This window comes from Micromonospora sp. NPDC005172, from assembly GCF_040608555.1.
Classification (GTDB): Bacteria; Actinomycetota; Actinomycetes; order Mycobacteriales; family Micromonosporaceae; genus Micromonospora.
The window spans coordinates 1-24491 of sequence record NZ_JBEXIL010000052.1; the positions used below are offsets into that span (position 1 = coordinate 1).

General features: G+C 72.8%; 21 protein-coding genes. 13 read left to right on the forward strand and 8 right to left on the reverse strand.

The genetic code is table 11. The features are described from left to right. Nucleotides 1-101: 101 nt before the first annotated feature. Together ABZV06_RS26580 and ABZV06_RS26585 are read right to left on the reverse strand one after the other, a co-directional pair. Nucleotides 102-449, reverse strand: coding sequence for an Lsr2 family protein (locus tag ABZV06_RS26580; RefSeq protein ID WP_355247584.1), 348 nt, complete (start codon nt 447-449; stop codon nt 102-104). 155 nt (nt 450-604) lie between these two features. Beyond that, nucleotides 605-973, reverse strand: coding sequence for a LuxR C-terminal-related transcriptional regulator (locus ABZV06_RS26585; protein WP_355624892.1), 369 nt, complete (start codon nt 971-973; stop codon nt 605-607). Between the two features lie 142 nt (nt 974-1115). Between ABZV06_RS26585 and lon the strand changes: the two genes are divergently transcribed. Both lon and ABZV06_RS26595 read left to right on the forward strand, forming a co-directional pair. After that, nucleotides 1116-3446, forward strand: a complete 2331-nt coding sequence (gene lon / locus ABZV06_RS26590; protein WP_355624894.1) for an endopeptidase La — start codon at nt 1116-1118, stop codon at nt 3444-3446. A gap of 132 nt (nt 3447-3578) precedes the next feature. Further along, a complete protein-coding gene (locus ABZV06_RS26595) occupies nt 3579-3983 on the forward strand; it encodes a DoxX family protein (protein ID WP_355247576.1) in 405 nt (134 codons plus the stop codon). Between the two features lie 48 nt (nt 3984-4031). Here the strand turns inward: ABZV06_RS26595 and ABZV06_RS26600 are convergent, their stop codons facing one another. Together ABZV06_RS26600 and ABZV06_RS26605 are read right to left on the reverse strand one after the other, a co-directional pair. Then, the gene (locus ABZV06_RS26600) at nt 4032-5753 is read right to left on the reverse strand and encodes a DEAD/DEAH box helicase (protein WP_355247573.1); all 1722 of its coding nucleotides are present in this window, start codon (nt 5751-5753) and stop codon (nt 4032-4034) included. Nucleotides 5754-5817: 64 nt separating this feature from the next. Continuing rightward, nucleotides 5818-6717, reverse strand: coding sequence for a hypothetical protein (locus ABZV06_RS26605; protein ID WP_355624896.1), 900 nt, complete (start codon nt 6715-6717; stop codon nt 5818-5820). A gap of 131 nt (nt 6718-6848) precedes the next feature. Between ABZV06_RS26605 and ABZV06_RS26610 the strand changes: the two genes are divergently transcribed. The 7 genes from ABZV06_RS26610 to ABZV06_RS26640 all read left to right on the forward strand — a co-directional run bounded on the left by ABZV06_RS26610 (nt 6849) and on the right by ABZV06_RS26640 (nt 13366). Beyond that, nucleotides 6849-8003, forward strand: coding sequence for a histidine kinase (locus ABZV06_RS26610; RefSeq protein ID WP_355247568.1), 1155 nt, complete (start codon nt 6849-6851; stop codon nt 8001-8003). Next, the gene (locus ABZV06_RS26615; RefSeq protein ID WP_355247565.1) at nt 8000-8605 is read left to right on the forward strand and encodes a response regulator transcription factor; all 606 of its coding nucleotides are present in this window, start codon (nt 8000-8002) and stop codon (nt 8603-8605) included. Before ABZV06_RS26610 ends, ABZV06_RS26615 begins: the two co-directional genes overlap by 4 nt. A gap of 82 nt (nt 8606-8687) precedes the next feature. Beyond that, complete coding sequence (locus ABZV06_RS26620) at nt 8688-9197, forward strand: 2'-5' RNA ligase family protein (RefSeq protein ID WP_355247562.1); 510 nt, start codon at nt 8688-8690, stop codon at nt 9195-9197. Between the two features lie 143 nt (nt 9198-9340). Next, the gene (locus tag ABZV06_RS26625) at nt 9341-10309 is read left to right on the forward strand and encodes a DUF5715 family protein (protein WP_355247559.1); all 969 of its coding nucleotides are present in this window, start codon (nt 9341-9343) and stop codon (nt 10307-10309) included. Between the two features lie 4 nt (nt 10310-10313). Further along, nucleotides 10314-11915: an asparagine synthase-related protein gene (locus ABZV06_RS26630; RefSeq protein WP_355247556.1), complete on the forward strand. Its 1602-nt coding sequence runs from the start codon at nt 10314-10316 to the stop codon at nt 11913-11915. Between the two features lie 55 nt (nt 11916-11970). Next, entirely contained in the window at nt 11971-12798 is an 828-nt protein-coding gene (locus tag ABZV06_RS26635) for a MerR family transcriptional regulator (protein WP_355247553.1), read from the forward strand. Between the two features lie 91 nt (nt 12799-12889). Further along, a complete protein-coding gene (locus ABZV06_RS26640) occupies nt 12890-13366 on the forward strand; it encodes a DUF1203 domain-containing protein (protein ID WP_355624898.1) in 477 nt (158 codons plus the stop codon). Nucleotides 13367-13372: 6 nt separating this feature from the next. Here the strand turns inward: ABZV06_RS26640 and ABZV06_RS26645 are convergent, their stop codons facing one another. Both ABZV06_RS26645 and ABZV06_RS26650 read right to left on the reverse strand, forming a co-directional pair. Beyond that, nucleotides 13373-14599, reverse strand: coding sequence for an SLC13 family permease (locus ABZV06_RS26645; protein ID WP_355247547.1), 1227 nt, complete (start codon nt 14597-14599; stop codon nt 13373-13375). Between the two features lie 139 nt (nt 14600-14738). Beyond that, nucleotides 14739-16196, reverse strand: coding sequence for a hypothetical protein (locus tag ABZV06_RS26650; RefSeq protein WP_355247545.1), 1458 nt, complete (start codon nt 16194-16196; stop codon nt 14739-14741). 140 nt (nt 16197-16336) lie between these two features. Here ABZV06_RS26650 and ABZV06_RS26655 point away from each other — a divergent pair, with 140 nt between their 5' ends. From ABZV06_RS26655 to ABZV06_RS26670, 4 genes are all read left to right on the forward strand, one after another. Then, complete coding sequence (locus ABZV06_RS26655) at nt 16337-17035, forward strand: DUF305 domain-containing protein (protein ID WP_355247542.1); 699 nt, start codon at nt 16337-16339, stop codon at nt 17033-17035. 22 nt (nt 17036-17057) lie between these two features. Further along, nucleotides 17058-18260 (forward strand): histidine kinase, encoded by a 1203-nt coding sequence (locus tag ABZV06_RS26660; protein ID WP_355247539.1) that lies wholly within the window; start codon nt 17058-17060, stop codon nt 18258-18260. Continuing rightward, nucleotides 18257-18922, forward strand: a complete 666-nt coding sequence (locus ABZV06_RS26665) for a response regulator transcription factor (protein WP_355247536.1) — start codon at nt 18257-18259, stop codon at nt 18920-18922. The genes ABZV06_RS26660 and ABZV06_RS26665 overlap by 4 nt, the downstream gene beginning before the upstream one ends. Before the next feature lie 147 nt (nt 18923-19069). Continuing rightward, on the forward strand, nt 19070-21556 hold the full coding sequence (locus ABZV06_RS26670) for an ABC transporter permease (protein ID WP_355624900.1): 2487 nt from the start codon (nt 19070-19072) through the stop codon (nt 21554-21556). 114 nt (nt 21557-21670) lie between these two features. Here the strand turns inward: ABZV06_RS26670 and ABZV06_RS26675 are convergent, their stop codons facing one another. Together ABZV06_RS26675 and ABZV06_RS26680 are read right to left on the reverse strand one after the other, a co-directional pair. Then, complete coding sequence (locus tag ABZV06_RS26675) at nt 21671-22933, reverse strand: nucleotide sugar dehydrogenase (protein ID WP_355247530.1); 1263 nt, start codon at nt 22931-22933, stop codon at nt 21671-21673. 104 nt (nt 22934-23037) lie between these two features. Further along, nucleotides 23038-24399, reverse strand: coding sequence for a protein kinase (locus ABZV06_RS26680; RefSeq protein WP_355247527.1), 1362 nt, complete (start codon nt 24397-24399; stop codon nt 23038-23040). Nucleotides 24400-24491: the final 92 nt, after the last annotated feature.

Here is a 24491-nt window from a genome sequence, read left to right on the forward strand (position 1 = left end):
GACGACCCAGGAGGGCCTGCTCAGCGGTCGTGAGTTCGTGGTGGTGGCCACCCGGGGTGGCGGCTCGCCGAAACGGCGGGACCCCTTCGCTGTGTCGCGTGTCAGCGGCTCTTGTACGCTTCGACGACCTCTACCGGGATCCGGCCCCGCTCGGAAATCTTGTAGCCGTTCTTGACGGCCCATTCCCGGATCGCCCGGTTTTGTTCGCGGTCCATTCCCGCGCCGGTGGGTCGCCCCGGCCGCCGAACTGTCCGCGTGTTCTCCGCCGGGCCCCGACCGATCCGGCGACCCGCATTGATGTATGGGTCCAGCGCCTTACGCAGGACACCCGCATTCTCGTCCGAGACGTCGATGGTGTAGGCCACGCCGTCGAGACTGAACTCGACCGTCCGATCGGCCTTCCCGCCGTCGAGGTCGTCGGTCAGCACCGTGATTACTTTTCTCGCCATTGCCGATTACTCCCTGTGTGTGGCGGGATGTGTCCAAAGTCTGACCTACCACCCGGGGAATGCGCAACAATATGCGTCCCATTCATTTCGGCGCGTCGCGATTGGGTGCGGCACAAAACAGCGAACGGGCCGGAATCGCGGGCGTTGGCGCTGCGTCAATCGGTGAGCAGGCCCGCGTGACCGGCAACTGCCGCCGCCTCCGCCCGGTTGGAGACCCGCAGCTTGCGCAGCAGTGCACCGGTCATTCGTTTCACCGTCCGTTCCGAGACGTGCAGTTCCTCGGCGATGTCGACGGTGCTGCGACCGGCGGCGATCGCCCGCAGAAGGCGGCGCTCCTCGCCGTCGAGGTCGACGGACGCGGCCCGGGCGGGTCCGAGCAGGGCGCGTAGCAGCGCCGCCGGCAGGACCGCCCATCCGTCGAGGATGGCCAGCAGCTCCTCCGGCTCGCTGGTCTTGGGCAGGAACCCCTCCGTGCCGGCCCGCAACGCCCTCAGGGCTGGTGTCGGCTCGGTCGAACCGGACATGGCGACCACCCGTACGCGGAGAATGGCTGTTGCCGACCCGTCGACTCGCCCCGCGAAGTGGCCTGGGTCACACACCGGAACAAGGGGCACGCTTTGTTACTTGAGTGAGACACGCTCAACTCAACGCGATAGCAGGTGTTCGATGGCAACTCTTCCGGTACTTCCTCTGACCGACGCCGTGCTGCTGCCCGGCATGGTCATCCCGGTGACCCTCGACCCGACCACCCAGGCCGCCATCGACGCGGCGCGGGCAACCGGCGACCGCAAGCTGCTGGCCGTCCCGCGTATCGACGGCGAGTACGGCCCGGTCGGCGTGGTCGCCACCATCGAGAAGGTCGGCCGGCTCCCCGACGGTGAGCCCGCCGCGGTCGTCCGTGGCCTGTCCCGCGCGCGGATCGGCTCCGGCGTGCCCGGCCCCGGCGCCGCCCTCTGGGTCGAGGCGACCGAACTCGACGAATCCGCTCCCGCCGGCCGTGCCCGCGAGCTCGCCCGTGAGTACCGCGCCCTGGTGACCTCCGTGCTCCAGCAGCGCGGCGCCTGGCAGGTCATCGACGCCGTGGAGCGGATGACCGACCTGTCCGAGCTGGCCGACTCGGCCGGCTACGCGCCCTGGCTCACCCTGGAGCAGAAGACCGAGCTGCTCGCCGCGCCGGACGTCACCGCCCGGCTGGAGCTGCTGGTCGGCTGGGTGAAGGACTACCTGGCCGAGCAGGAGGTCACCGAGCAGATCAACAGTGACGTCCGCGAGGGCCTGGAGAAGTCGCAGCGGGAGTTCCTGCTGCGCCAGCAGCTCGCCGCGATCCGCAAGGAGCTGGGCGAGGACGAGCCGGACGGCTCGGCCGACTACCGCTCCCGGGTGGAGAGCGCCGACCTGCCGGACAAGGTCCGCGAGGCGGCCATGCGCGAGGTCGGCAAGCTGGAGCGGGCCAGTGACGCCTCCCCGGAGGCGGGCTGGATCCGTACCTGGCTGGACACCGTCCTCGAGATGCCGTGGAGTACGCGTACCCAGGACAACACCGACCTGGCCGCGGCCCGGGCGGTGCTCGACGCCGACCACGCCGGCCTGTCCGACGTGAAGGACCGCATCCTGGAGTACCTGGCCGTGCGCAACCGCCGCGCCGAGCGCAACCTCGGCGTGGTCGGCGGACGCGGCTCCGGCGCGGTGCTCGCCCTCGCCGGCCCTCCCGGGGTCGGCAAGACCAGCCTCGGCGAGTCCGTGGCGCGGGCGCTCGGGCGCAACTTCGTCCGGGTGTCGCTCGGCGGCGTCCGCGACGAGGCGGAGATCCGCGGTCACCGGCGCACCTACGTCGGCGCGCTGCCCGGCCGTATCGTCCGCGCGCTGCGCGAGGCCGGCTCGATGAACCCCGTCGTGCTCCTCGACGAGGTGGACAAGGTCTCCGCCGGTTACGCCGGCGACCCGGCCGCCGCCCTGCTGGAGGTGCTCGACCCGGCCCAGAACCACACCTTCCGGGACCACTACCTGGAGGTCGACCTGGACCTGTCCGACGTGCTGTTCCTGGCCACCGCCAACGTGGTGGAGTCCATCCCCGGCCCGCTGCTGGACCGGATGGAGCTGGTCATGCTGGACGGGTACACCGAGGACGAGAAGGTCTCCATCGCCCGTGACCACCTGCTGCCCCGGCAGCGGGAGCGGGCCGGCCTGACCGCCGACGAGGTGACAGTGGCCGACGAGGCGCTCGCGCTGATCGCGGGGGAGTACACGCGGGAGGCGGGTGTCCGGCAGCTCGAACGGTCCCTGGCGAAGATCCTGCGCAAGGTGACGGTGACGCTGGCGACCGACCCGACCCCGGTACGCGTCGACACCGACAACCTCACCGGCTACCTGGGACGACCGAAGTTCACCCCGGAGTCGGCCGAGCGCACGGCGGTTCCCGGTGTCGCCACCGGGCTCGCGGTGACCGGCGCCGGCGGCGACGTCCTCTTCATCGAGGCGACGAGCATGGAGGGCGAGCCGGGGTTGACCCTGACCGGCCAGCTCGGCGACGTGATGAAGGAGTCGGCGCACATCGCGCTGTCGTACCTGCGCTCCAACGGGCGTCGGCTCGGCATCGACCCGAACGCCCTGGCGGGACGGCGGATCCACCTGCACGTCCCGGCGGGCGCGGTGCCCAAGGACGGCCCCAGTGCCGGCATCACCATGGTCACGGCCCTGGCGTCGCTGGTCACCGGTCGTCCGGTCCGCCCCGAGTTCGGGATGACCGGCGAGGTGACGCTCTCCGGTCGGGTGCTGCCGATCGGTGGGGTGAAGCAGAAGCTGCTCGCCGCGCACCGGGCCGGCCTCACCGAGGTGATCATCCCGGCGCGTAACGAGCCGGACCTGGACGACCTGCCGACCGAGGTGCGCGAGGCGCTGACCGTGCACACCCTGGCCGACGTGGCCGACGTGCTCGCCCTGGCGCTGCGCCCGGCCGACGTCCAGGCACTGGACGGACCGGCGCTCTTCACGGTCTGACGCTCCACCACGATGACCCCCGCCGTCCATCGACGGCGGGGGTCATCGGCGTACGGGCATCGAGGGCTACTGTCTCGCTCGAAGCGTCAACCACCTCTCCGCCGCGAGGCGGTGCCCCCGGAGGTAACCCCCGTGAACCTGGTGCTCTGGATCATCCAGATCCTGCTCGCCGTCATCTTCGTCGGCGCCGGCCTGGCCAAGCTGACCCAACCCAAGGACAAGCTGCGCGACATGATGCGGTGGGTGGACCCGGTCCCGCCGTCGCAGGTCAGGGCCCTCGGCGCGGTGGAGGTGCTGGCCGCCGTCGGGCTGGTGCTGCCCCCGCTCACCGGCATCGCCACCGTGCTCACCCCGTTGGCAGCCGTCGGGTTGGTCATCGTCATGATCGGCGGCTTCCTGGTGCACCTGCGCGACAGGAAGAGGCGTGACACGGCGGCCGAGCGTCGGCTGGAGATCCAGGGCGCGATCACCTGCGCGGTGCTGCTCGTCCTCGCCGCCGTGGTGGCGTGGGGACGCTTCGGCCCGTACTCCTTCTGACCCGCGGCGCCGGCGACCGCCGTACCCGGTGGTCGCCGGCGGGCGCGTTCAGTGCTCGTCGCGTCCGCGGTCGCGGCGCACGGTGGCCTTGCGGCCCTTGATCGTGCTCTGGCGCAACCCGGAGATCACCTCGTCGGCCACGCCCTGCGGCACCTCCACCAGGGAGAACCGGTCGGCGATCTCGATCGAGCCGATGTCCCGGCCGCGGATACCGGTCTCGCCGGTGATGGCGCCCACCAGGTCCTGGGGGCGGACGCCCGCGCGTCGGCCCAGGCCGACGAACACCTGGACGGTGTTGCCCCCGCCGATGCGCGGCCGGCTGCCGCCGCGCCGGTCGCCGCCTCGGCCGCCCACCTCACCTCGACCCTCGCGTGGAGCGCGGACCGGAGCCTGCGGGATCTCCTCCTCGTCGTCGGAGCCCGGCGACGTCACCTCGTGGGCCAGCTTCACGGCGGCGAGGGCGACCTCCATCAGGTCGAACTCGTCGGTCAGCGTCTCGACGATCACCCGGTACGGGTCGAGGTCGTCCTCCAGCAGGCTCTCGCGCAGCGCCGCCTGGGTCAGCTCCAACCGCCGGGTACGCATGTCCGCCACGGTCGGGATCTTGTCGATGGTGATCCGCTGCCCGGTCACCCGCTCGATGGTCTTGAGCATCCGGTGCTCGCGCGGCTCGGCGAGGGTGATCGCCACGCCCTCGCGCCCGGCCCGGCCGACCCGACCGATCCGGTGCACGTACGACTCGGGGGCCGACGGCACGTCGTAGTTGACCACGTGGGTGAGCTGTTCGACGTCCAGCCCACGGGCCGCCACGTCGGTGGCCACCAGCAGGTCCGCCGTGCCCGCCCGCAGCCGGGACATCACCCGGTCCCGCTGCTCCTGGCTCATCCCGCCGTGCAGCGCCTCGGAGCGGTAGCCCCGGCCGTTCATCGTCTCGGTCAGCCGGTCCACCTCCTCACGGCTGCGGCAGAACACGATCGCCGCAGTCGGCGACTCCACGTCCAGGACGCGACCCAGCGCGGCCGGTTTGTGCGCGCGCGTCACGATGTACGCGCTCTGTCGGACCCGGGGCGCCTCACCCGCGACCTGCTGCTCCCGACCGATCTCGATCCGGACCGGATCGTTGAGGTGCTGGCGGGCCATCCCGTCGATCCTCGACGGCATGGTGGCCGAGAAGAGCACCGTCTGACGTTGCGCGGGGGCGTGCTCCAGGATCGCCTCGATGTCCTCGGCGAAACCCATGTCGAGCATCTCGTCGGCCTCGTCGAGCACCACCGTCGACAGGCCGCCGAGGCGCAGCGTGCCCCGGGCGATGTGGTCCAGGGCGCGCCCCGGGGTGGCCACCACCACGTCGACGCCGCTGTCCAGCGCGCGCAACTGCCGCCCGATCGGCTGCCCACCGTAGATCGGCAGCACCCGCGCGCCCAGGTCCTTGCCGTAGCGGTGGAACGCCTCGGAGACCTGTACCGCCAGTTCCCGGGTCGGCACCAGCACCAGCGCCACCGGGTCCCCGCCGTCGCGGTGGGCCGTCATGAGGTTCAGCAGCGGCAGCGCGAACGCGGCCGTCTTGCCGGTGCCGGTGGCGGCCTGCCCCAGCAGGTCCCGACCCTCCAGCAGCGGTGGGATGGCCTCCCGCTGGATGGGGGTCGGCTCCTCGTAGCCGAGGGCGGACAACGCGCCCAGCAGTTCGGCGCGCAGCCCCAGATCCGTGAAAGCGGTCACGTCGGGGTCGATGGCGGTCGGTGCGTCGTGCTGTGCAGGTGCGGAACTCATGGGTCAAGCTTTTCATCACGCCGTCGCGGCCGCTGCGCCGACCGGCACAACATGGCCGCGGGGCTCAGCCGTCGGCGGTCAGAATCGCCAGCACCATCACCGCGCCGAGGGACGTGTCGAGCACGGCGCACCACTCGGCGTACCCGTGCGGCACCACCCGGCCGGTGCGGTGCTGGACCAGGTCCCACCCCGCGTGGGCCAGCCAACCGAGCGCCACCAGCCACGCGGCGGTCCGCCCGCTGACCGCGACGGCGACCAGCGTCAGGGCGACCCAGACCGCCAGGCCGGCCAGGTGGATGGCGAGCACGCGCGGCCCGCGCAGCGTCCGCCGGGCCAGGCCGATCACCAGGTACCCGCCGGGCAGCACCAGCATCGTCCACGGGCTGAGCACCCGCGGGTCGATCCAGATGTCGACGGTCATCAGCAGCGCCAGGCCGGTCGGCCAGCGTCGGGCGAGCGCCACCACGGCCGGGTGCCGGCGTACCGCCGTCGGCGGGTGGTGCCGATGGCGAAGCGCCACCAGCACCATGGCCGGCACCATCAACAGGTGCCCGCCGAGCAGCAGGGCGTCGCCGTCCAGCAGACCGGCCCGGAACGGCACGAACAGCAGCAGGAACGGGACGTACATCGCGGCGGCCATCTCGACGACCCCTTGCCAGTGCTGTCCCCGGTGCCGCATCCACACCGACATGCCGATCGTCATGTTGGTCGCCATCACCAGCGCGGCCACCTCCGGGCGAGCCAGCGTCGCGCCCACCCCGAGCAGCGTGCCGGCCGCGTCCCACAGCGGTTCGAGCAGCACCATTCCGACGAGCATCGCGATCGCCATCTCGCCGAGGTGCCACCACCACCCCCGCCTGCCGCCGGTCGCCGCCCGGACCGGGGGCGCCGGCTGGCCGGTCGGCACGGGCCGGGCCGACGGTACGACGGGCGCGCTGTCTGCGTACATCTGTGTCTTGTCCATGCCTCGACCCTGCCGGCGGCGCGGCGGTGAGGGCAGATGCGTCCGTCACCGGAAGTTCGGGCGGGCCGCACGGTCGGACCGTGACATCTCGCATGGGTGGACCGTGCGCCCGGCGGTCCTAGGATCGGTGCGTGCTGACCGAGGCGGGGACTCCGCGGGCGGACCGCCGCCTGCGCCGGGCTCGCCAGGCGACGTTGCTGTCACTCGTCACCGGCGTCTGGGCGAGCGTCCTGTTGCCCGCGGTCGGTCTGACCCGCGAGCCCGATGCGACCCGGGCGGCGCTCGGCGCGGTAGGCGTTCTCGCCTTCGTGATCGCCCAGACCGCCGTGCTGTACGCGGCCGTGACCCCGTGGCTCGACAGGCGCTGGCGTCGCCGCGCCCACCTGGCCCTGGCCGGGGCTGCGGTGCTGACCGTTCCGCTGGTGGGGCCGGTGGCGGCCGGTGCCTGGCCGACCTGGGCGTGGCTCGGGGCGGCGCTGATCGGCATGGCGCCGCTGCTCGTCCGACCACCGGCGGCGCTCGCGCTGGCGGCCGCCGTCCTGCTGGTGTCGGTGGCCATAGCGTGGTGGACCGGTGGCTCGGTCGCCCGCCACCTGGCGGTGACCGGCGGGATCGGGGTGGCCGTCGCGGCCGTCAACGGCTTCCAGGTCTGGTTCTGGGACCTCCTGGTGGACGCCCGGCAGGGCCAGGCGGCGCAGGCCCGGCTGGCCGCCGCCGAGGAGCGGCTGCGCTTCGCCCGCGACGTGCACGACGTGCTCGGCCACCGTCTCACGGTGATCGCCCTGAAGGCCGAACTCGCCGCCCGGCTCGCCCCGGTCGACCCCCAGCGCGCCGGTCGGGAGGCCACCGAGGTGCAGCGACTCGCCGCGTCCGCGCTGACCGAGGTACGCGAGACCGTGCACGGCTACCGCGTCGTCGACCTCGACGAACAGCTCACCGCGATCGTGGGGGTGCTGCGGTCCTGCGGCGTACGGTGCACGGTCGGACCGCCGCCGGCGGACCTGCCGCAGTCCGCCGCCACCGAACTGGCGGCGGTGCTGCGCGAGGCCGGAACGAACCTGCTGCGGCACAGCCGGGCCGACTGGTGCCGGATCACCATCGAGCGGGAGGACGACGTGGCCAGGATGACGGTGGTCAACGACGGTGCCGACGACCGGGGCCCGGACGCGCACAGCCACGGCCTGCGCGGACTGGCCGATCGGCTCGCCGGCGCCGGAGGCGATCTGCGGGTACGCCGGGAGGCGGGCGTGTTCACGCTCGAGGCCACCGTGCCGGCGGCGACATGATCCGCGTCCTGCTCGCCGACGACGAGGACCTCGTCCGCGTCGCGGTCGGCGCGCTGCTCGGCCTGGAGCCGGACATCGAGGTGGTGGCGCACGCCGCCGACGGCCCGGCTGCGGTGACCGCGACGCTCGCGCACCGCCCGGACGTGGCGGTCGTGGACCTGGAGATGCCCGGCCTGGACGGCATCGCGGTCGCCGCCGAACTGACCCGTGCGCGCCCCGAATGTGCGGTGGTGGTCCTCACCGGACACGGCCGGCCGGGTCACCTGCGCCAGGCACTGACCGCCGGCGCCCGAGGCTTCCTGCCCAAGGGTTCGCCCGGTGGCGCGCTCGCCGACGTGATCCGCCGGGTGCATGCCGGCGGCCGGTACGTCGACCCGTCCCTGGCCGCCGACGCGTTGACGCTGCCGGAGTGCCCGCTGACGCCCCGCGAACTGGAGACGCTGCGGCTGGCCGAGTTCGGCGCGCCGGTCGCCGTGATCGCCCGTCGGGTGCACCTGTCCACCGGCACCGTGCGCAACCACCTCTCCGCCGCCGTGCAGAAGCTCGGCGCGACCGACCGCGCCGAGGCGGTACGCACGGCCAGGGACAACGGCTGGCTCTGATCCGTGAGCAGGGGCGCCCCGCAGACCCACCGGGATCGCGACGAAGCCGAGGTCGGTGACGCGTCCGGGCTAGCGTGTCTGCGTGCGTACGGTGGAGTTGGTCTGCTCGCCCGGGTTGGACGCCGCGATCCGGACGGCCTGGACGCGGCTGGCCGCCGCCGGGCTGCCGAGCCTGGCCCGCAACATCCATCCGACGAACCGTCCCCACCTGACACTGGCAGCCGTGGACGACTTCCCGTCCGGTGTCGGGCATCGCCTGGCCGAGGTGTTCGACGCCGCGCTGCCGGTGCCGGTGACGCTGGACCGGGTCGTCGTCCTCGACGGCAGCGCCCCGCTGGTCTGGCTCGTGCGGCCCACTCCGGCGTTGACCGCGCTGCACACCGCCGTCTGGGACGTCCTCGAGCAGGCCGACGGGCACCGCCCCTGGCACGCCCCCGGAGCGTGGGTGCCGCACCTCAGCCTGGCGCTGCGGTTCCGTGACGCGGACCTGCGGATGGCCCGCGCGGTGACCGGTGGGCAGCGCCCGACGGGCGCGTTCGTCGCCGCCCGCAGCTACGACGGTACGGACCGGACGGTCACCCCACTCGAGTGACCTGCCGCGCCGCGAGGGGTACGAAGCGCGGAGAGCTTCTTTGGGTGAGATCGGAGGATTGTTCGGTCTGCGCCAGGTCTCGGTGATTACGGTGTTTTTCAGGGTGATTCACTCAGCGCCGTGACCGGAGAAGGGACCCCGTCATGCGAGTGCCCAGCCGTAGTCCGGGGCAGCGACCCGGCCCGCCCGCGTCACCCACCGCGCCAGCCCGCCGCCGGCCCTCCGGCGCCGCCGCCCGTCGCCTGCCCAGTGCCGCCCCCGACCTCGCCGCCTACCGGGCGGCCGTCGCCGACCTGCTCGTCGAGGTGGGGGCCCTGGCCGATGCCACCAGCACCCGGGCCCGTCAGGTGCTCATCGACGAGCGGTTACGCGAACCGGCCCTGGCGGCCGTGCTCGACGCCACCCCGCAGGGCCTGCTCGGCGCGCGCGAGACGCTGCTGCTGGAAATGGCGCGCTACCAGCCGAACGAGCGCACGTCGGCGCGCGACCTCACCGCGCTGGTCCGGATCTACCTGCTCTCGCGCATCGACGTGCTGTGGTGGCAGGACGCGCCCGTGTTCCGCACCGACGACCAGGTCAACGGCAGCGCGGAGCTCGTCGACCTGGAGTGGCTGCGCCGCCGCGACCTGCTGCGCTTCCGGTACCAGGAGCAACCCGCGACCGTCCTGGGACGCGCCGCGCGCGGACTGCGTCGGCGGCTGCGCCCGGACGCGACGCCGCGCACCGCCGGACTGCTGTTCCGCCGCGCCCGCCGGGAGGTGGTCGCGCTCCTCAACGAACTGGGTCGGGAGTTCGCCGCCGCCGCGCCGCCGGGCACCCCGCCGCTCTGGGTGACCAGTCTGGTACGCAGCACCGAGCACCAGTACCGGCTGCGCCGCCTGGGTTACGCGGCGATGCTGCCCAGTGGACACTGCCTCGGCTACTCGGTCGACGTCGAGCTGGCCTGGTTCACGCGGTTCGGCGCGCGCGACGCCCTCGCGGAGTTGCTGCTGGCCCACCAGGAGGCCGGCGACCTGAACGTGATCGACGAGGGGCAGGCCTGGCACCTGTGCCTCGCGCCCACCGCGCGCGGTCGGTTGCGCCGGGCGTACGAGGCCGAGATGGGGATCTGAGCCCGTGTGCGGTATCGCTCTGAGTCTCGGCCCCGAGGCCGACCCGGCCACCTTCCGGCGGATGCTCGCCGTCCTCGCTCCACGCGGCGAGGTCACCGAGACCCGCTGCGAGACGGGCCTGCTCGCCGGCACCCGACGGCTGCGCGTCGTGGACCGCGACCGGGCCGTGCAGCCCTGGACGTCGACCGACGAGCGTTGGCTGCTCTGCTTCAACGGCGAGATCTTCAACCACCGGGAGCTACGCGCGCAGCTCACCCGACTCGGACAGGTCTTCCGCACCGAGAGCGACACCGAGGTGCTGTTGGCGGCCTTCCAGCAGTGGGGCGAGGCGGCGGTGACGCGGCTGCGCGGCGAGTACGCCTTCGCGGTCGTCGAACGCGCCACCGGCCGGGCGTACCTGGCCCGCGACCCGCTCGGGGTGAAACCGCTGTACTGGTCCCGTCGGCCCGGCTGCCTGTACCTCGCCTCCGAGGTCAAGGCGCTCGTCGGGCACCAGGCGCCAGTAACCGAGGTGCCTCCCGGTCACCACGGCTGGGCCGAGCCCGACGGGCCGGTGCGGCTGCGCCCGTACGTCGACCTGCTCACCATCGGCGAGGGCCTGCCGGTCATCGACGACCCGGACGAGGCCACCCTGCTCGTCCGGGCCGCGCTGACCGACGCCATCCGGATGCGGGTGGAGACCGACCTGACCGTCGGCGTGGTCCTCTCCGGCGGGCTGGACAGCTCGTTGACGCTGCGGCAGGTACGCGACATCCACCCGGACTGCGTGGCGGTGACGGTGGGCGTGCCGGACAGCCCCGACGTCGCGTACGCCCGGCGGCTCGCCGCCGACCTCGACGTGCCGCACGTGGTGGTCGAGCTGCGCCCGCGTGACATCCGGCTGGCCGACGTGCGCGAGGCGATCCGGATCTCCGAGCTGACCGAGTACGGCGACATCATCAACGCCGTCGTCTCGGTGCCGATCTTCCGGCGCCTGCGTGACCTGGGCGTCAAGGTGGTGCTCACCGGTGACGGCTCCGACGAGCTGTTCGGCGGGTACCCGATGTACCGCCAGGTCGACCCCATCGCGTCCCGCCGGCTGTTCCTGCACCGCATCCGCAACCTGTGCCGTACCGAGTTGCAGCGCGTCGACCGGGCCGCCATGGGGCACGGGGTGGAGGCGCGGGTGCCGTTCCTCGACCTCAGCGTGGTGGAGCTGGCGATGCGTCTGCCCCTGGACCTGAAGGTGCGCGACGGCCAGGAGAAGTGGATCGTGCGGCGGGCGTTCGCCGACGTGCTGCCGGACTACGTCCTGCGACGGCCGAAGCACCCGATGTCGTACTCCTCCGGTCTGCACGAGCGGGTGCGGCTCTACAAGCCACTGTTCGCCCGGATGCACCGGTCGTTCGGGTACGACCTGCTGGAGCCGGTCCGCCGCGACTTCGACACCGTGCTCAGCCGGTGCGGCAACGACCTGGACCGGGCCATCGCCGACGGGATGAACCGGCCCGACTACACGGTCCTGGAACACGCCCGCGACCTGGTCGGGGCGGCGAAGTGGAACGCGGCGCCGATGGTCCGCCGACTGGTCGGGCCACGCCCGCCCCGTCGCTCACCCGTCGGCTGAGCAGCCACCCGACGCTTGACTCTGACACCGTGTCAGGGACGAGCGTGAGGGGATCATGTTCACCATCGGAGACTTCGCCCGACTGGGCCGCGTGTCGGTGCGGATGCTGCGTCACTACGACAGCATCGGCCTGCTCCGCCCGGCCAGCGTCGACCCGCACACCGGTTACCGCTCCTACCGGGCCGAGCAGTTGCGTCGGCTCAACCGGGTGATCGCCCTCAAGGAACTGGGGCTCACCCTGGAGCAGGTGCGGGCGATCCTGGACGACGTCGTCGACGTCGTCGAGCTGCGCGGCATGCTGCGATTGCGGCGCAGCCAGCTGACGGCGCAGTTGGCCGCCGACAGCGCCCGGCTCGCGGCCGTCGAGGCGAGGCTCCGGATGATCGAATCGGAGGGTCGGATGACCAGCCAGGACGTCGTACTCAAGCAGATCGCGCCGGTGCGCGTGGCGGAGCTGACCGCCGTCGCGCCCAGCTACGAGAGTCAGGACATCGGTCCGGTGATCCAGCCGCTCTATCCGGAGCTGTTCCGCCGGCTCGACGCCGCCGGAGTCACCCCGTCCGGCCCGGCCATCGCCTGGTACGAACCGGCCGACGGTGCGGGCGAGGCCGTGGTGGTGCACGCCGGGGTGAATGTCGGCGGCGGTGTCGCGGCGATTCCCGACGTGACGGTGCGGGACCTGCCGGCGGTCGGGACGGCAGCGACGATCGTGCACCACGGCTCGATGGACGACGCCGACCGAAGCATCCAGGCGCTCGCCCGCTGGATCGAGGAGCACGGCTACCGCACCGACGGATTCGCCCGCGAGGTGTACCTGGAATATTTCCAGGACTCCCCGGAGCAGGGCGTCACCGAGCTTCAGCTCGCCGTCGACCGCGCCTGACGGTCGCGCCGGCGGTTGGTGCCCGGGCCGTCCCCAGCGTCAGGTCCGATCACCGCCAGCATCCGCACCGGCGCCTGGGCAGGCTGGACGCATGACGACCACCGCCACCTTCCTCGTCCACGCCGTGCCGGCTGCGGCGCTGGACCTCGTCCGTCGGACCGGCCGGGACGCCGCCGGCCAGCGCGTCGAAGGGCGCCTGGCCGGCGGCGGGGAGCCGCTGCGCTGTTGCCTGCGCGACGCCGAGGCGGGGGAGGCGATGCTGCTCTTCGGCTACGCTCCGCCGATCCGCGCCGTCGCGTACCGGGAGATCGGGCCGGTCTTCGCGCACGCCGCCGCCTGCCCCGGCCCGGCCCACGGCGGCGGCCACCCGCCGGACTGGCGGGGACGTCCCCAGGTTCTGCGGGCGTACGACCGGCAGGGGCGGATCTGCGGCGGCCGGCTGCACGACGGCACGGACCCGGAGGCGGTGATCGCGGAGCTGTTCGCCGACCCGCAGGTGCACCAACTGCACAGCCGCAACGTGGTCTACGGCTGCTTCATGTTCGTGGTGGAGCGGGCCGCCGGGTGACGGCCCTCAGCTGACCAGCAGCAGCGCGCCGACCGCCGCGAGGGTGCCGGCGACGGCGAGCAGGCTGCTGGTCAGCACGAACCGTCTCACCGGCACCGCCACGCCGGCCGCCCGGCACCGCTCGAACCACAGCAGGGTGGCCAGCGACGCCCAGGGGGCGGCCAACGGGCCGACGTTCGTGCCGATCAGCAGGGCCAGCAGACGGGTGTGGTCGGCGGTCGGCAGCACCGCCTCGCCGGCCAGGTACGCCGGCAGGTTGTTGACCGCGTTGGCCAGCAGCGCTCCCGTACCGCCGGCTCGTAGCGCGCCGGCCGCCCCACCGTCGGCGCCGACGAGGTCGGCGACCAGGTCGTCGAGCCCGTGTCGGCCGAGGGTCTGCACCACCAGGAACAGTCCGACGACGAAGAGCAGCAGCCGTACCGGCACCAACCCGGGGCGCAGCGTCGCGGGGGAGCGGACCACGAAGCCGACCAGCACCAGCGCGAGGGCGACGGTGGAGGCGAGCCCGATCTCCACCCCGGCGAGGATGCCGGCGACGAAGAGCAGACAGCCGGCGAGGGCGGTGCGGTGCAGCACCGGGTCGGTCGGCACGTGCGGGGCCGGCGGGACGAAGCGTCCACCCTCCGGCCGTTCCCGCCGCCACCAGCCGTACCAGAGGAGCAGCATCGTGACCGCCACGGCCGCGAGCTGCGGCAGCGCCATGCGCTCGGCGTAGGCCAGCGGGGTGAGGCCGACCCGGTCGGCGGCCAGCAGGTTCGTCAGGTTCGACACCGGCAGCAGCAGACTGGCGGTGTTCGCCAGCCAGACCGTGGTGACCGCGAGCGGCGCCGCCGGCACGCGCAGGCCGCGGGCCAGGGCGAGCAGCACCGGGGTGAGCAGCACGGCGGTGGTGTCGAGGTTGAGCACGAGGGTGGTCACCGTGGCGAGGCCGCCGCAGAGCAGGAACAGCGCCGCCCAGCGGCCCCGCGACGCGATGGCGAGCCGGCTGGCCAGTACGTCGAAGACACCCGCGACGGCGGTCAGCTCGGCAAGCACGATCACGGTGCCGAGGAAGAGCAGCAGCGGCAGGATGCGGTGCAGGGTGGCCGTGGTCTCGGCGCGGGGCAGCAGCCCGGTCAGCGCGCAGACCGCGCCGGCCACCGCGAGGACGACGGCCACCACGTCGAGCGGGTGGGGACGCCAGCGCGCGGTCGGCTCGGGCGGGGCCGGCGGCGCGCCGGCGGCAGACTTCACGGGTGACCACGTTGACACAGGGGCCGGTCAGGCGCTCGTCAACCCCCGCCTGGGTGACCAGGCCCACCGGCCGGGCGGGGGCCGACGCGGCCGGGCCCGGCCCCTCGACGAGAGGCCGGGCCCGGATCGCGCGTCGGTGCTACCAGCTCAGGTAACCGGGCTGGGTCTGCACGTTCAGCTCGTGGAACCGGGTCAGGTTCGCCGACCAGGTCCGCCAGTCGTTCAGCTCCAGGACGTCCAGGCCCTTCTGGATGTCGTTGGAGTAGATGTTGCCGTTGTAGTAGTACGTCGACCAGGCGCCACCCGTGACGGCCTGGGTGTCGGACAGCGGGCCCCGCTCCCAGTAGGCGATCTCCTTGGGGTGGCGCGAGTCGGTGAAGTCCCAGACGGAGATGCCGCCCTGGTACCACGCCTGCACCATGATGTCCCGCCCGAGCACCGGGATCAGCGAGCCGTTGTGGGCCACGCAGTTCTCGGTCTCGGCGTTGGTCCGGGGGATCTTGTAGTAGCTGCGGAACTCCAGCTTGCGCGCGTTACCACGGCCGGTGATGTCGTAGACGGCGTCCGCGCCCCGGTCGGGACCGACGGTCTCGTTGCAGGTGGCCGCGCCGCCGCCACCCAGCTCGTCGGTGAAGACGACCTTGGTGCCGGCGTTGTTGAAGGTGGCCGAGTGCCAGAAGGCGAAGTTGACCGTGTCGCGAACCTGGGTGATCACCTTGGGCGCTTCGCGGTTCTTGATGTCGAGCAGGACGCCGTCACCCATGCAGGCGCCGGCGGCGATGTCCTTCGCCGGGTACGCGGTGATGTCGTGGCAGCCGGTGGTCGCCGAGCCGGTCTCGCTGCCCGGGAAACCGCCGTCCGGGAAGAGGTTCGGCGTCGAGATCACGGACGCGTCGGTCGGCTTCTTCACCGGGACCTTGACGATGGAGATGGAGTCGTGCGGCGGCTGGCAGTCGGGGAATTCGGCCCGCGGGCTGTACGACGAGACGTACAGGTAGACGTTCTTGCGGTCCTTGCCCGGCACCAGCGTGTGGGTGTGCGAGCCGCAGGCGGTCTCGACGGACTTGATGTAGCGCGGGTTGGCCTTGTCGCTGATGTCGAAGACCTTGATGCCCTCCCACGACTCCTTCACCGACGCCGGCTGCGCCACGCTCGCGCACGAGTCGTCGCTACGCGACGAGTCGGTGGAGACGAAGAGCAGGTTGCCGTAGACGGAGATGTCGTTCTGCGAGCCCGGGCAGTTGACCTGCGCGGTGATCCTGGGCGCGCTGGGCCGGGAGATGTCGTAGACGACGAACCCGTTGTAGTTGCCGGCGAAGGCGTACTTGCCCTGGAAGGCCATGTCGCTGTTGAGCGCGGCCGTCGTGTCGAACGGCGCCTGCTTGGGGAGGTTGGCGATCTGCCGCAGGTTGGGGCTGCTGCGGATCTCGTCGACGCCCGGAATGTCGTTGGCGGCGGCGGCCGCTGGTGCCGCGACAGGGGCGGCCTCCTGCGCGTTGCTCGGCGTCGCCAGGGCGACGCTGGTCAGCAGCAGGCCTGTCGCGGCCAGGCTGACGATGCGGAGTTGTCGGAGCCGTGCGGTGGCCAACTTGATCATTGGCAGCGCCCTTCGAAAGGGGGGATGACGTTGTCGGTACCTTACCGAGCCACGGAGATCATCGATGTGACCCGGGTCACATCTACGTCGACTCGTCAATGGATAAGATCGCTGCGACCTCGACCTGAGGGGGGTGCGGCATGACCGTCCGACGTGGTCGGTTACTGGCCGTCGTCATAGCGACGGCCATCGTTGTGGTGTTGGTGGTGCTCGCGGTCCGCGCCGGTGGTGACCCCGGCCGGCCGGCTGCCGCGCGCGTCTCGGCGTCCCCCACGCCGACGACCGCCCCGACCGGTCCACCACCCCCGCCGGTGCTCGTGCCCGGCCGCCCGGGGGAGCCGGCCGTCGCCCGGTCCGCGCACGAGCTGCGCGACGACAGCCCACCCCGCTACAACGCCCTGGACACCGTCTACGTCCAGATGATGATCCCGCACCACCAGCAGGCGCTGGAGATGAGCACGCTCGCGAAGGACCACGCGGCCGACCCCCGCATCCGCGCCTACGCCGACCGGATTCGCGCCGGCCAGGGCCCCGAGATCAGCGTCCTGCGCGGCTGGCTCTCCACCCGTGGGCTGCCCGAGACGGCGCCCGGCCACGACCACGCCGGCATGCGTGGCATGCAGTCCCCCGAGGCGATGCGGCGGCTCTCCGCCGCCCAGGGCGTCGAGTTCGACAGACTCTTCATCGCGATGATGAGCGAGCACCACCAGGGGGCCGTCACGATGGCCACCGACCTGCTGTCGGTCGGGGTCGACGCGACCCTCAACGAGCTGGCCACCTCCCTGGCCACCGAACAGGCCATCGAGATCACCCGCCTGCGTGAGCTGACCCCGCCCTGACCGTCGGCGACCCGTACGCTGGGTGACCGTGAGACGCACGCTGTTCGGCCGCCCCCTGCGCGGCGTCGCCTTCGACGTGGCGGTCTCCGGCGTGGTGGCGTTCGTCGGTCTCGCCTCGGCGGTGGCACAGCCCGGCGGTTGGGCCGCCGGCGTCGGCGTCGGCATGGCGGTGGCGCTGCTGTTCCGCCGCACCCACCCGAGCGCGGTGACCGTCGTCGTGGCGGCGCTCGCCCTGGTCCAGGTGATCGCCGGCTGGGGTCCGCTCGCCTTCGACGTCGCCGTCCTCATCGCGCTCTACAGCGTCGTGAAGTACGGCAGGCGTCTGCGCGACGGCGTGCTGGCCGGCGCGGTCGCCGCCGTGGGCGTGCTGCTCGCCGCCGCGCAGACCCCCGGCGTCATCATGTGGTGGGTGACCGCGCTGTGGTACGCGCTGGTCACCGGCGCGGTCTGGCTCGTCGCGCTGAACGTGCGGACCCGCCGCCTCTACGTGCTCAGCCTCGAGGAACGGGCGGCCACCCTGGAACGCGAGCGGGAGGCCGAGTCCCGCGCGGCGGTCGCCGAGGAGCGCACCCGGATCGCCCGCGAGTTGCACGACGTGGTGGCACACAGCATGGCGGTGATGATCGTCCAGGCGGACGGGGCGCGGTTCATGCTCGACCGTGACCCCGAGCAGGCCCGGACCGCCGTGAAGGTGGTCGCCGACACCGGCCGCTCCGCGCTGGAGGAGATGCGCCGGCTGGTCGGGGTCCTGCGCGACGCGGGCCCGACCGGGGCGGGCGTGGTGGCCGCCGACCCGGAGCACCGCCGGCTGGCGCTGGCCGAGCTGCCCGACCTGCTGGCCCGCTTCCGCAACGCCGGGCTGCGCATCCACGACACCGCCACCGGTCAGCCGCCGGCCCTGCCCCCGGGCCTCGAACTGACCGTCTACCGCGTGGTGCAGGAGGCGCTCACCAACGCGCTCAAACACGCCGGCGTCGGGGCCGCCGTGGACGTCACCCTGGCGTACACCGCCGAGGCCGTCGTGGTCCGGGTCGTCGACGACGGCCGGGGCCGCCCGGTGGTCAGCCCGGCGCCGTCCGGCGGTCACGGTCTGCTCGGCATGCGCGAGCGGGTGGCGGTGTACGACGGCAGCCTCACCGCCGGGGCCCAGCCCACCGGGGGCTGGCAGGTGGAGGTACGGCTCCCGCTACCGTCGGAGCCCTCAGCGGAGGTGATCGCGGCATGACGGTCCGGGTGGTGATCGTGGACGACCAGGCGCTGGTGCGTGCCGGGTTCCGGATGGTGCTCAGCTCCCAACCCGACCTGGAGGTGGTGGGGGAGGCCATCGACGGCGCGGACGCCCTGCGGGTGCTGGCCCGTACCGAGGCCGACGTGGTGGTGATGGACATCCGGATGCCCACCATGGACGGGGTGGAGGCCACCCGCCGGCTCTGCGCCGATCGGCCGTCGGGCCCGCCCCGGGTGCTGGTGCTGACCACCTTCGACACCGAGGCGGACGCCTTCGCCGCGCTGCAGGCCGGCGCGAGCGGCTTCCTGCTCAAGAACGTCCCGCCGGAGGAACTGCTGGACGCCATCCGGGTGGTGGCGCGGGGCGACTCGGTGGTCGCCCCGTCGATCACCCGGCGGCTGCTGGACCGTTTCGCCGGTCAGCTCGGCGCGGGCCCGACCGTCGACCCCCGGGTGGCCCAGCTCACCGAGCGGGAGCGGGAGGTGCTGCTGCTTGTCGCGCAGGGCCTGTCCAACGCCGAGATCGCCGCCAAGGTGCACGTGGCCGAGGCCACGGTCAAGACCCACGTCGGGCGCATCCTGGCGAAGCTGCACCTGCGCGACCGGGTCCAGGCGGTCGTGCTGGCGTACGAGAGCGGCCTGGTCACGCCCGGCCGGTGAAACCCCCGTACGACCCGGGTCGTACGGGCGGGCGGCCGAGCGCTACCTCGGGCGTACGCGGGTCGAGCGTGCAGGTGGAGATCGATCCGGTCGGACCGGCCATAGCGTCGGAGGGGTCCGATCCGCGCCGGCACCGGGAGCCCGCACATGATCCGCTTGACCCTGCGCTCGCTGCGCGCCGAGGCGCTGCGCATGCTGCTCTCCGCGCTGGCCGTCGTGCTCGGCGTGGCGTTCATCGCCGGCACGCTGATCTTCGTCGACGGGATGCGGGCCGGCGCGTACGAGCGGGCCGGAACCTTCGACCGACACACCGACGTGGGCGTCTATCCGAGCGGCGACACGGAGCTGCCGGCGAGCCTTGTCGACAGGGTCCGCGCCGTCGACGGGGTGGCCGCCGCGGCCGGGGAGCTGACCGGCGCCGGGGGGCTGCTCGGCACGGACGGTCGGCCGGTGCTGGGCTACGCCGTGCTCGCCGCGATCCCGACCGAGGCCGCCCTGCGGTCGTACGACGTGGTGTCCGGTCGCCTACCCGACCGCGCGGGCGAGGTGGTGCTCGACACGTCCACAGTGGCCGAGGAGGGCTTCACCCTCGGTGCCCCGGTCCAGGTCGGTGGCACCGGCGGCGCTGCCCGTCCGTACACCCTGGTCGGTACCGTCGACGTGGCCGGCACCGTCCGTGACATCGGCGGCCCGTACATCGGTCTGGTCGGCCCGGACGCGCTCGCGGTCAGCGGTGAGCGCGGCTACGACCGGATCATGGTCGCGGCGCGGCCGGGCACGTCCGAGACGGTGCTGGCCGAGCGGCTCCGCGCGGTCGTCGGGGACGTCGACGCCAGCGTCAAGGGTCGTCAGCAGATCCTCGACGAGGCGGTCGACGACGCGGTCCGTGACCTGAACCAGTTCACGATGTTGCTGCTCATCTTCGTCGGGGTGGCGGTGGTGGTGGCCGGCTTCGTGATCGCCAACACCTTCGCGATCGTGCTGGCGCAGCGCACCCGGCGGACCGCGCTGCTGCGCCTGGTGGGCGCGACCCGGGGGCAGGTCTTCCGGGCCGCCGTGCTGGAGTCGGCGCTGGTCGGTCTCGTCGCGTCCGTGCTCGGGGTGCTGCTCGGGGTGGCTCTCGCCGCCGGTATGCGGCTGCTGATGTCCGCACTGGATGTGCCGTTCTCCGGTGGGCTGACCGTGGCCGGCTCGACCGTGCTGACCAGCCTGCTGCTCGGCACCGCGCTCACTGTGGCGTCCGCCCTCGTGCCCGCCTGGCGGGGGACCAGGGTCGCCCCGGTGGCCGCGCTCACCGACGCCGCGGTGCAGCCCGGTCGGGGCGCCGGCCGCCTGCGCCTGATCTTCGGCGCGGTGGTGCTCGGTGCCGGCGTCGCGGCGCTGGCCGGTGCCGCCAGCGCCGGTCAGGTGCTGCTCGTCGCCGTCGGCGGCGTGTTGGCGTTCTTCGGGATCGTCCTGTTCGGGCCGGTGCTCGTCCCGGCGCTGGTCCGGGCGATCGGTTGGCCGGCCCGGCGGCTGTTCGGGATGACCGTGGGCCTCGCGGTGGCCAACGCCGTGCGCAATCCGCGCCGGGTCGCCGCCACCGCGACCGCCCTGGTGATCGGGATCGGGCTGGTGTCGGCGTTCGTGGTCGGCGCGCGCAGCACCAAGGACGGCATCGAGCGCAGCGTCGATGCCCAGATCGGCACGGACTTCGTGGTCAGCGGCATCGGTCAGAACCTGCCCGCCGCGCTCGCCGGTGAGCTGGCCGCGCGTCCCGAGTTGGGTGTGGTGCACGAGCAGCGCAGCACCGTCACTGGTGACATCGAGGTCCGTGCGGCCCATCCGGCGCTTGTCGGTCGGACGCTGACCGGAGTGCTGGCCGGCGACGTCGGGCGACTCGGGCCGGGGCAGGTCCTGGTGCACCGGGAGTTGGCGCAGGCGCGCGGTTGGCAGGTCAGCTCCACCGTCACCATCGCGGGGCGACCGTTCCGGGTGGCAGCGCTCGTCGCCGCCGATGCGTCGGCCATGGTCGCCGGCGCGGTGCCCGAGGGGCACGTCGTCGAGATGGACGACGCGGACTTCGCCGCGCTCTTTCCCCGCGAGAGGGGTTTCCTGGCCGAGATCGACCCCGCCGGCGGCGTGAGCGCCAAAGCGGCCCGCGACGCGATCGGGGCGGTGCTGGCCCGCTATCCGACGGTGAACCTGATGGATCAGGGCGCGTACAAGAAAATGCTCACCGGCACGGTGGACATGCTGTTGGCCTTCGTCACCGCGCTGCTCGGCCTGGCCGTGGTTATCGCACTGGTCGGCGTGGCGAACACGTTGAGCCTGTCGGTGGTCGAACGCACCCGGGAGAACGGCGTGCTGCGGGCGGTCGGACTGACCCGGAACCGGATGCGGGCCATGCTCGCGGTCGAGGCGATCCTGATGGCGGTGGTCGGGGCGGTCCTCGGCATCGGGCTGGGCACCGGCGTCAGCGCGGCGGGGATGGCGCTGCTGGCCCGCCTCGGTGGGGACTTCCACGTGGTGCTGCCACTGGGCCAGCTCGGGTCGATCCTCGGCGTGGCCGTGCTGGCCGCTCTGCTCGCCTCGGTGCTTCCGGCCCGCCGGGCACTGTCGCGGCCTGTCGTCGAGGCCCTCGCCGACCAGTGACCGCCCGCTGCGGCGTCGTCGTCCGGGACCGGGCTGTCCAGCCTGTCGGGGGCGACATCCGCCGGCCGGTCCCGTCGCCTTCCCCGGCGGCGGGACCGGCCAGCGGTGCCGGGCCTAGAGGCGTTCGACCATCTCGCCGACGCACCGGTTGCGGGTGTCGAAGACGTAGCGGGCGTGCCGAACGACCAGGTCGTAGTCGAAGCAGTCGTGGTCGGTGACCACCACCACCGCGTCCGCGGTCCGCACCTCCCGCTCGGTGAGCCCGACGACGGTGACCCCGGCGGGAATCTGGTGGGCCTCCGCGTACGGCTCGACCGCGTGCACCTCGGCGCCGAGCGCCTGCAACCGGCGGGCCACGTCGACGGCGGGGGAGTCGCGCATGTCGCCGGTGTTCTTCTTGTACGCGAGTCCGAGCAGCAGCAGGCGAGCCCCGCTCACCGCGCGGCCGGCCCGGTTAAGCCCTGCCATGATCCGCTGCGTGACGTGCTCGGGCATCTCGTGGTTGATGTCGTTGGCCAGCTCGATGAACCGGAACTGCCGGCCGAGACGCCGTTTGACCTGCCAGGACAGGTAGCACGGGTCGATCGGCAGGCAGTGCCCGCCGACGCCCGGACCGGGCCGGAACGGCAGGAACCCGAACGGCTTCGTCTCGGCGGCGTCGATCGCCTGCCAGACGTCGATGTCCAGGTGGTGCGAGAGCATCGTCAGCTCGTTGATCAGCGCGATGTTGACCTGGCGGAACGTGTTCTCGATCAGCTTGGTCAACTCGGCGACGCGGGTGGAGTCGACGGCGACGGTCCGCTCCACGATGCGCTGGTAGAACCCCTGCACCTGGGCGAGGGACACCGCGTCGATGCCGGAGACCACCTTCGGGGTGTTCTCCAGTCGCCAGGTCGGGTTGCCGGGGTCGATCCGCTCCGGGCTGTAGCCGAGGTGGAAGTCACCGGGGCTGCTCAGCCCGCTGGCCGACTCCAGCAGCGGCCGGAGCAGCTCCTCGGTGGTGCCGGGGTACGTGGTCGACTCCAGGATGACCGTGCAGCCCGGCCGCACGTACGGGCCGATGCCGATACCGGCCTGCTCGACGAAGCTCAGATCCGGAGTCCCGTCGCGCAGCGGGGTGGGCACCGTGATGACGCAGATGTCGAAACCCTCGGCGTCGGTGTACTCGGTGCTCGGGCGGTACCGGCCGCTGCCCAGCGCGCGGCCCAGCCGGTCGGTGGGGATGTCCTCGATGAACGACTCACCCGACGCGAGCCGCTTCACCCGGTCGGCGTCGACGTCGAGGCCGACGACGTCCAGGCCCGCCTCGACGGCGCACATCGCCAGCGGCAGTCCGACGTACCCCTGGCCGATCACGACCAGCTTCTCAGCGCTCACCCGGGCTCCCGCGGCAGTCGGTGGAAATGACCTGCGGAGAGCCTAGAGTGGTTTTCGGCGACGTAAGTCCGTTTTGGGGATATCGGTGCTGGTGGGACGGCTGGTCAGTTGCCTGCCGGGTCCTCGGGGCCGGTCGGTGGATCGGTGGAGGGGCTCGGGTCGGTCGCCGGCGAGTTGCTCGGCGACGACGGGGTCTTCGGCGGGTCGCTGGGTGGCGGCGCGGTGGTCGCGCTCGGCGTCGGCGACGGCGGGGTGGACGACTGACTGGGCTGTGCGCTCGGGGTGGCGCTGGCCGACGCGGACGTGGTGGCGTCCGGGACGTTCGGCCGGTTCGGCCGGCTCGGATCGTCACTGGTCTGCTCGTTCGCCGCCGGCAACTCCGCCTGCTGGGTCGGCCTCTGCGACGGCGCGTTCGTCGGTAGCTTGACGGCCGGATCGTTGCCGGTGTTGCGCGCCGCGCCCAGCGCCGCGCCGAGGCCGATCAGCGCGACCAGCATCGCCACCGCCGCGCCGACCAGCGGCCCACGCCGCCGCTGACGTCCGGTGTCGGCCGTGCCCGCCACCGCCGCGCCGACCGGCACGTCGGTGCGGGTGCCCGGACCGGCCTCGCGCAGCGCCAACGCCGTCGGCGGCTCGCCGCCGGTGACCGCGGTGCGGGCCGCCTCGGCCATCGCCGACCCGCTGGTGAAGCGCTCCAGCGGGTCCTTCGCCAGGGCCCGCGACACCAGGGCCCGGACCGCCTCGGGGATCTCGTGCGGCAGCTCCGGCGGCTCGTCGTCGAGGTGCCGGACGGCGACCTGGAGAGGGTTGTCACCGGTGAACGGCGGACCGCCGGTGAGGCAGCAGTACGCGACGGCGCCGAGCGCGTAGATGTCGGTGGCGCCGCTGACCGGTCGACCGGCGGCCTGCTCGGGCGCCATGTAGAGAGCGGTGCCGGGCACCGCGTTGGTGCTGGTGATGCTCGTGACGTTGGTGGAGCGGGCGACGCCGAAGTCGACCAGCACGACCGTGCCGTCCTCCTGCACCAGGAGGTTGCTGGGCTTGACGTCGCGGTGCACGATGCCGCCCCGGTGCGCCGCGCCCAGCGCGTGCGCCGCCTGGGCCACGATCGACATCGTCTCGGCCACGTCGAGGCGACCGGCCGCCTCGATCCGCTTGGACAGCGGCTCACCCTCGACGAACTCCATGACCAGGTAGTCGGCCCGGCCGCCGTCGGGCAGGTCGTCCTCGCCGCAGTCGTACACCTGGACGATGCCGGGGTGCCGCAGCGCGGCCATGATCCGTGCCTCGGCCCGGAAGCGGGCGATGAAGTCCGGGTCGGAGACCAGCGCCGGCAGCAGGACCTTGACCGCGACCTGTCGGCCGAGGACCAGGTCGGAGGCACGCCAGACGTCGCCCATGCCGCCCGTGGCGACACGTTCGTCCAGGCGGTACCGACCGCTGAGCACGACCTCCGATGACAACACAGCATTACCGTACCCAGAGTGGCGGACAACGGCGCGCCGTGGTGGATCGGCCGTGTGGTCGTACCCGTCGGTCCACCGGGACGACCTGCGAG

Excerpts from the sequence above, each read along its gene's own strand:
- ABZV06_RS26615 (WP_355247565.1), top strand. The coding sequence starts at position 8,000 with ATGATCCGCGTCCTGCTCGCCGACGACGAGGACCTCGTCCGCGTCGCG.
- ABZV06_RS26585 (WP_355624892.1), bottom strand. The coding sequence starts at position 973 with ATGTCCGGTTCGACCGAGCCGACACCAGCCCTGAGGGCGTTGCGGGCC.
- ABZV06_RS26600 (WP_355247573.1), bottom strand. The coding sequence starts at position 5,753 with ATGAGTTCCGCACCTGCACAGCACGACGCACCGACCGCCATCGACCCC.
- ABZV06_RS26650 (WP_355247545.1), bottom strand. The coding sequence starts at position 16,196 with ATGATCAAGTTGGCCACCGCACGGCTCCGACAACTCCGCATCGTCAGC.
- ABZV06_RS26655 (WP_355247542.1), top strand. The coding sequence starts at position 16,337 with ATGACCGTCCGACGTGGTCGGTTACTGGCCGTCGTCATAGCGACGGCC.
- lon (WP_355624894.1), top strand. The coding sequence starts at position 1,116 with ATGGCAACTCTTCCGGTACTTCCTCTGACCGACGCCGTGCTGCTGCCC.
- ABZV06_RS26580 (WP_355247584.1), bottom strand. The coding sequence starts at position 449 with ATGGCGAGAAAAGTAATCACGGTGCTGACCGACGACCTCGACGGCGGG.
- ABZV06_RS26670 (WP_355624900.1), top strand. The coding sequence starts at position 19,070 with ATGATCCGCTTGACCCTGCGCTCGCTGCGCGCCGAGGCGCTGCGCATG.
- ABZV06_RS26665 (WP_355247536.1), top strand. The coding sequence starts at position 18,257 with ATGACGGTCCGGGTGGTGATCGTGGACGACCAGGCGCTGGTGCGTGCC.
- ABZV06_RS26605 (WP_355624896.1), bottom strand. The coding sequence starts at position 6,717 with ATGGACAAGACACAGATGTACGCAGACAGCGCGCCCGTCGTACCGTCG.
- ABZV06_RS26635 (WP_355247553.1), top strand. The coding sequence starts at position 11,971 with ATGTTCACCATCGGAGACTTCGCCCGACTGGGCCGCGTGTCGGTGCGG.
- ABZV06_RS26640 (WP_355624898.1), top strand. The coding sequence starts at position 12,890 with ATGACGACCACCGCCACCTTCCTCGTCCACGCCGTGCCGGCTGCGGCG.
- ABZV06_RS26625 (WP_355247559.1), top strand. The coding sequence starts at position 9,341 with ATGCGAGTGCCCAGCCGTAGTCCGGGGCAGCGACCCGGCCCGCCCGCG.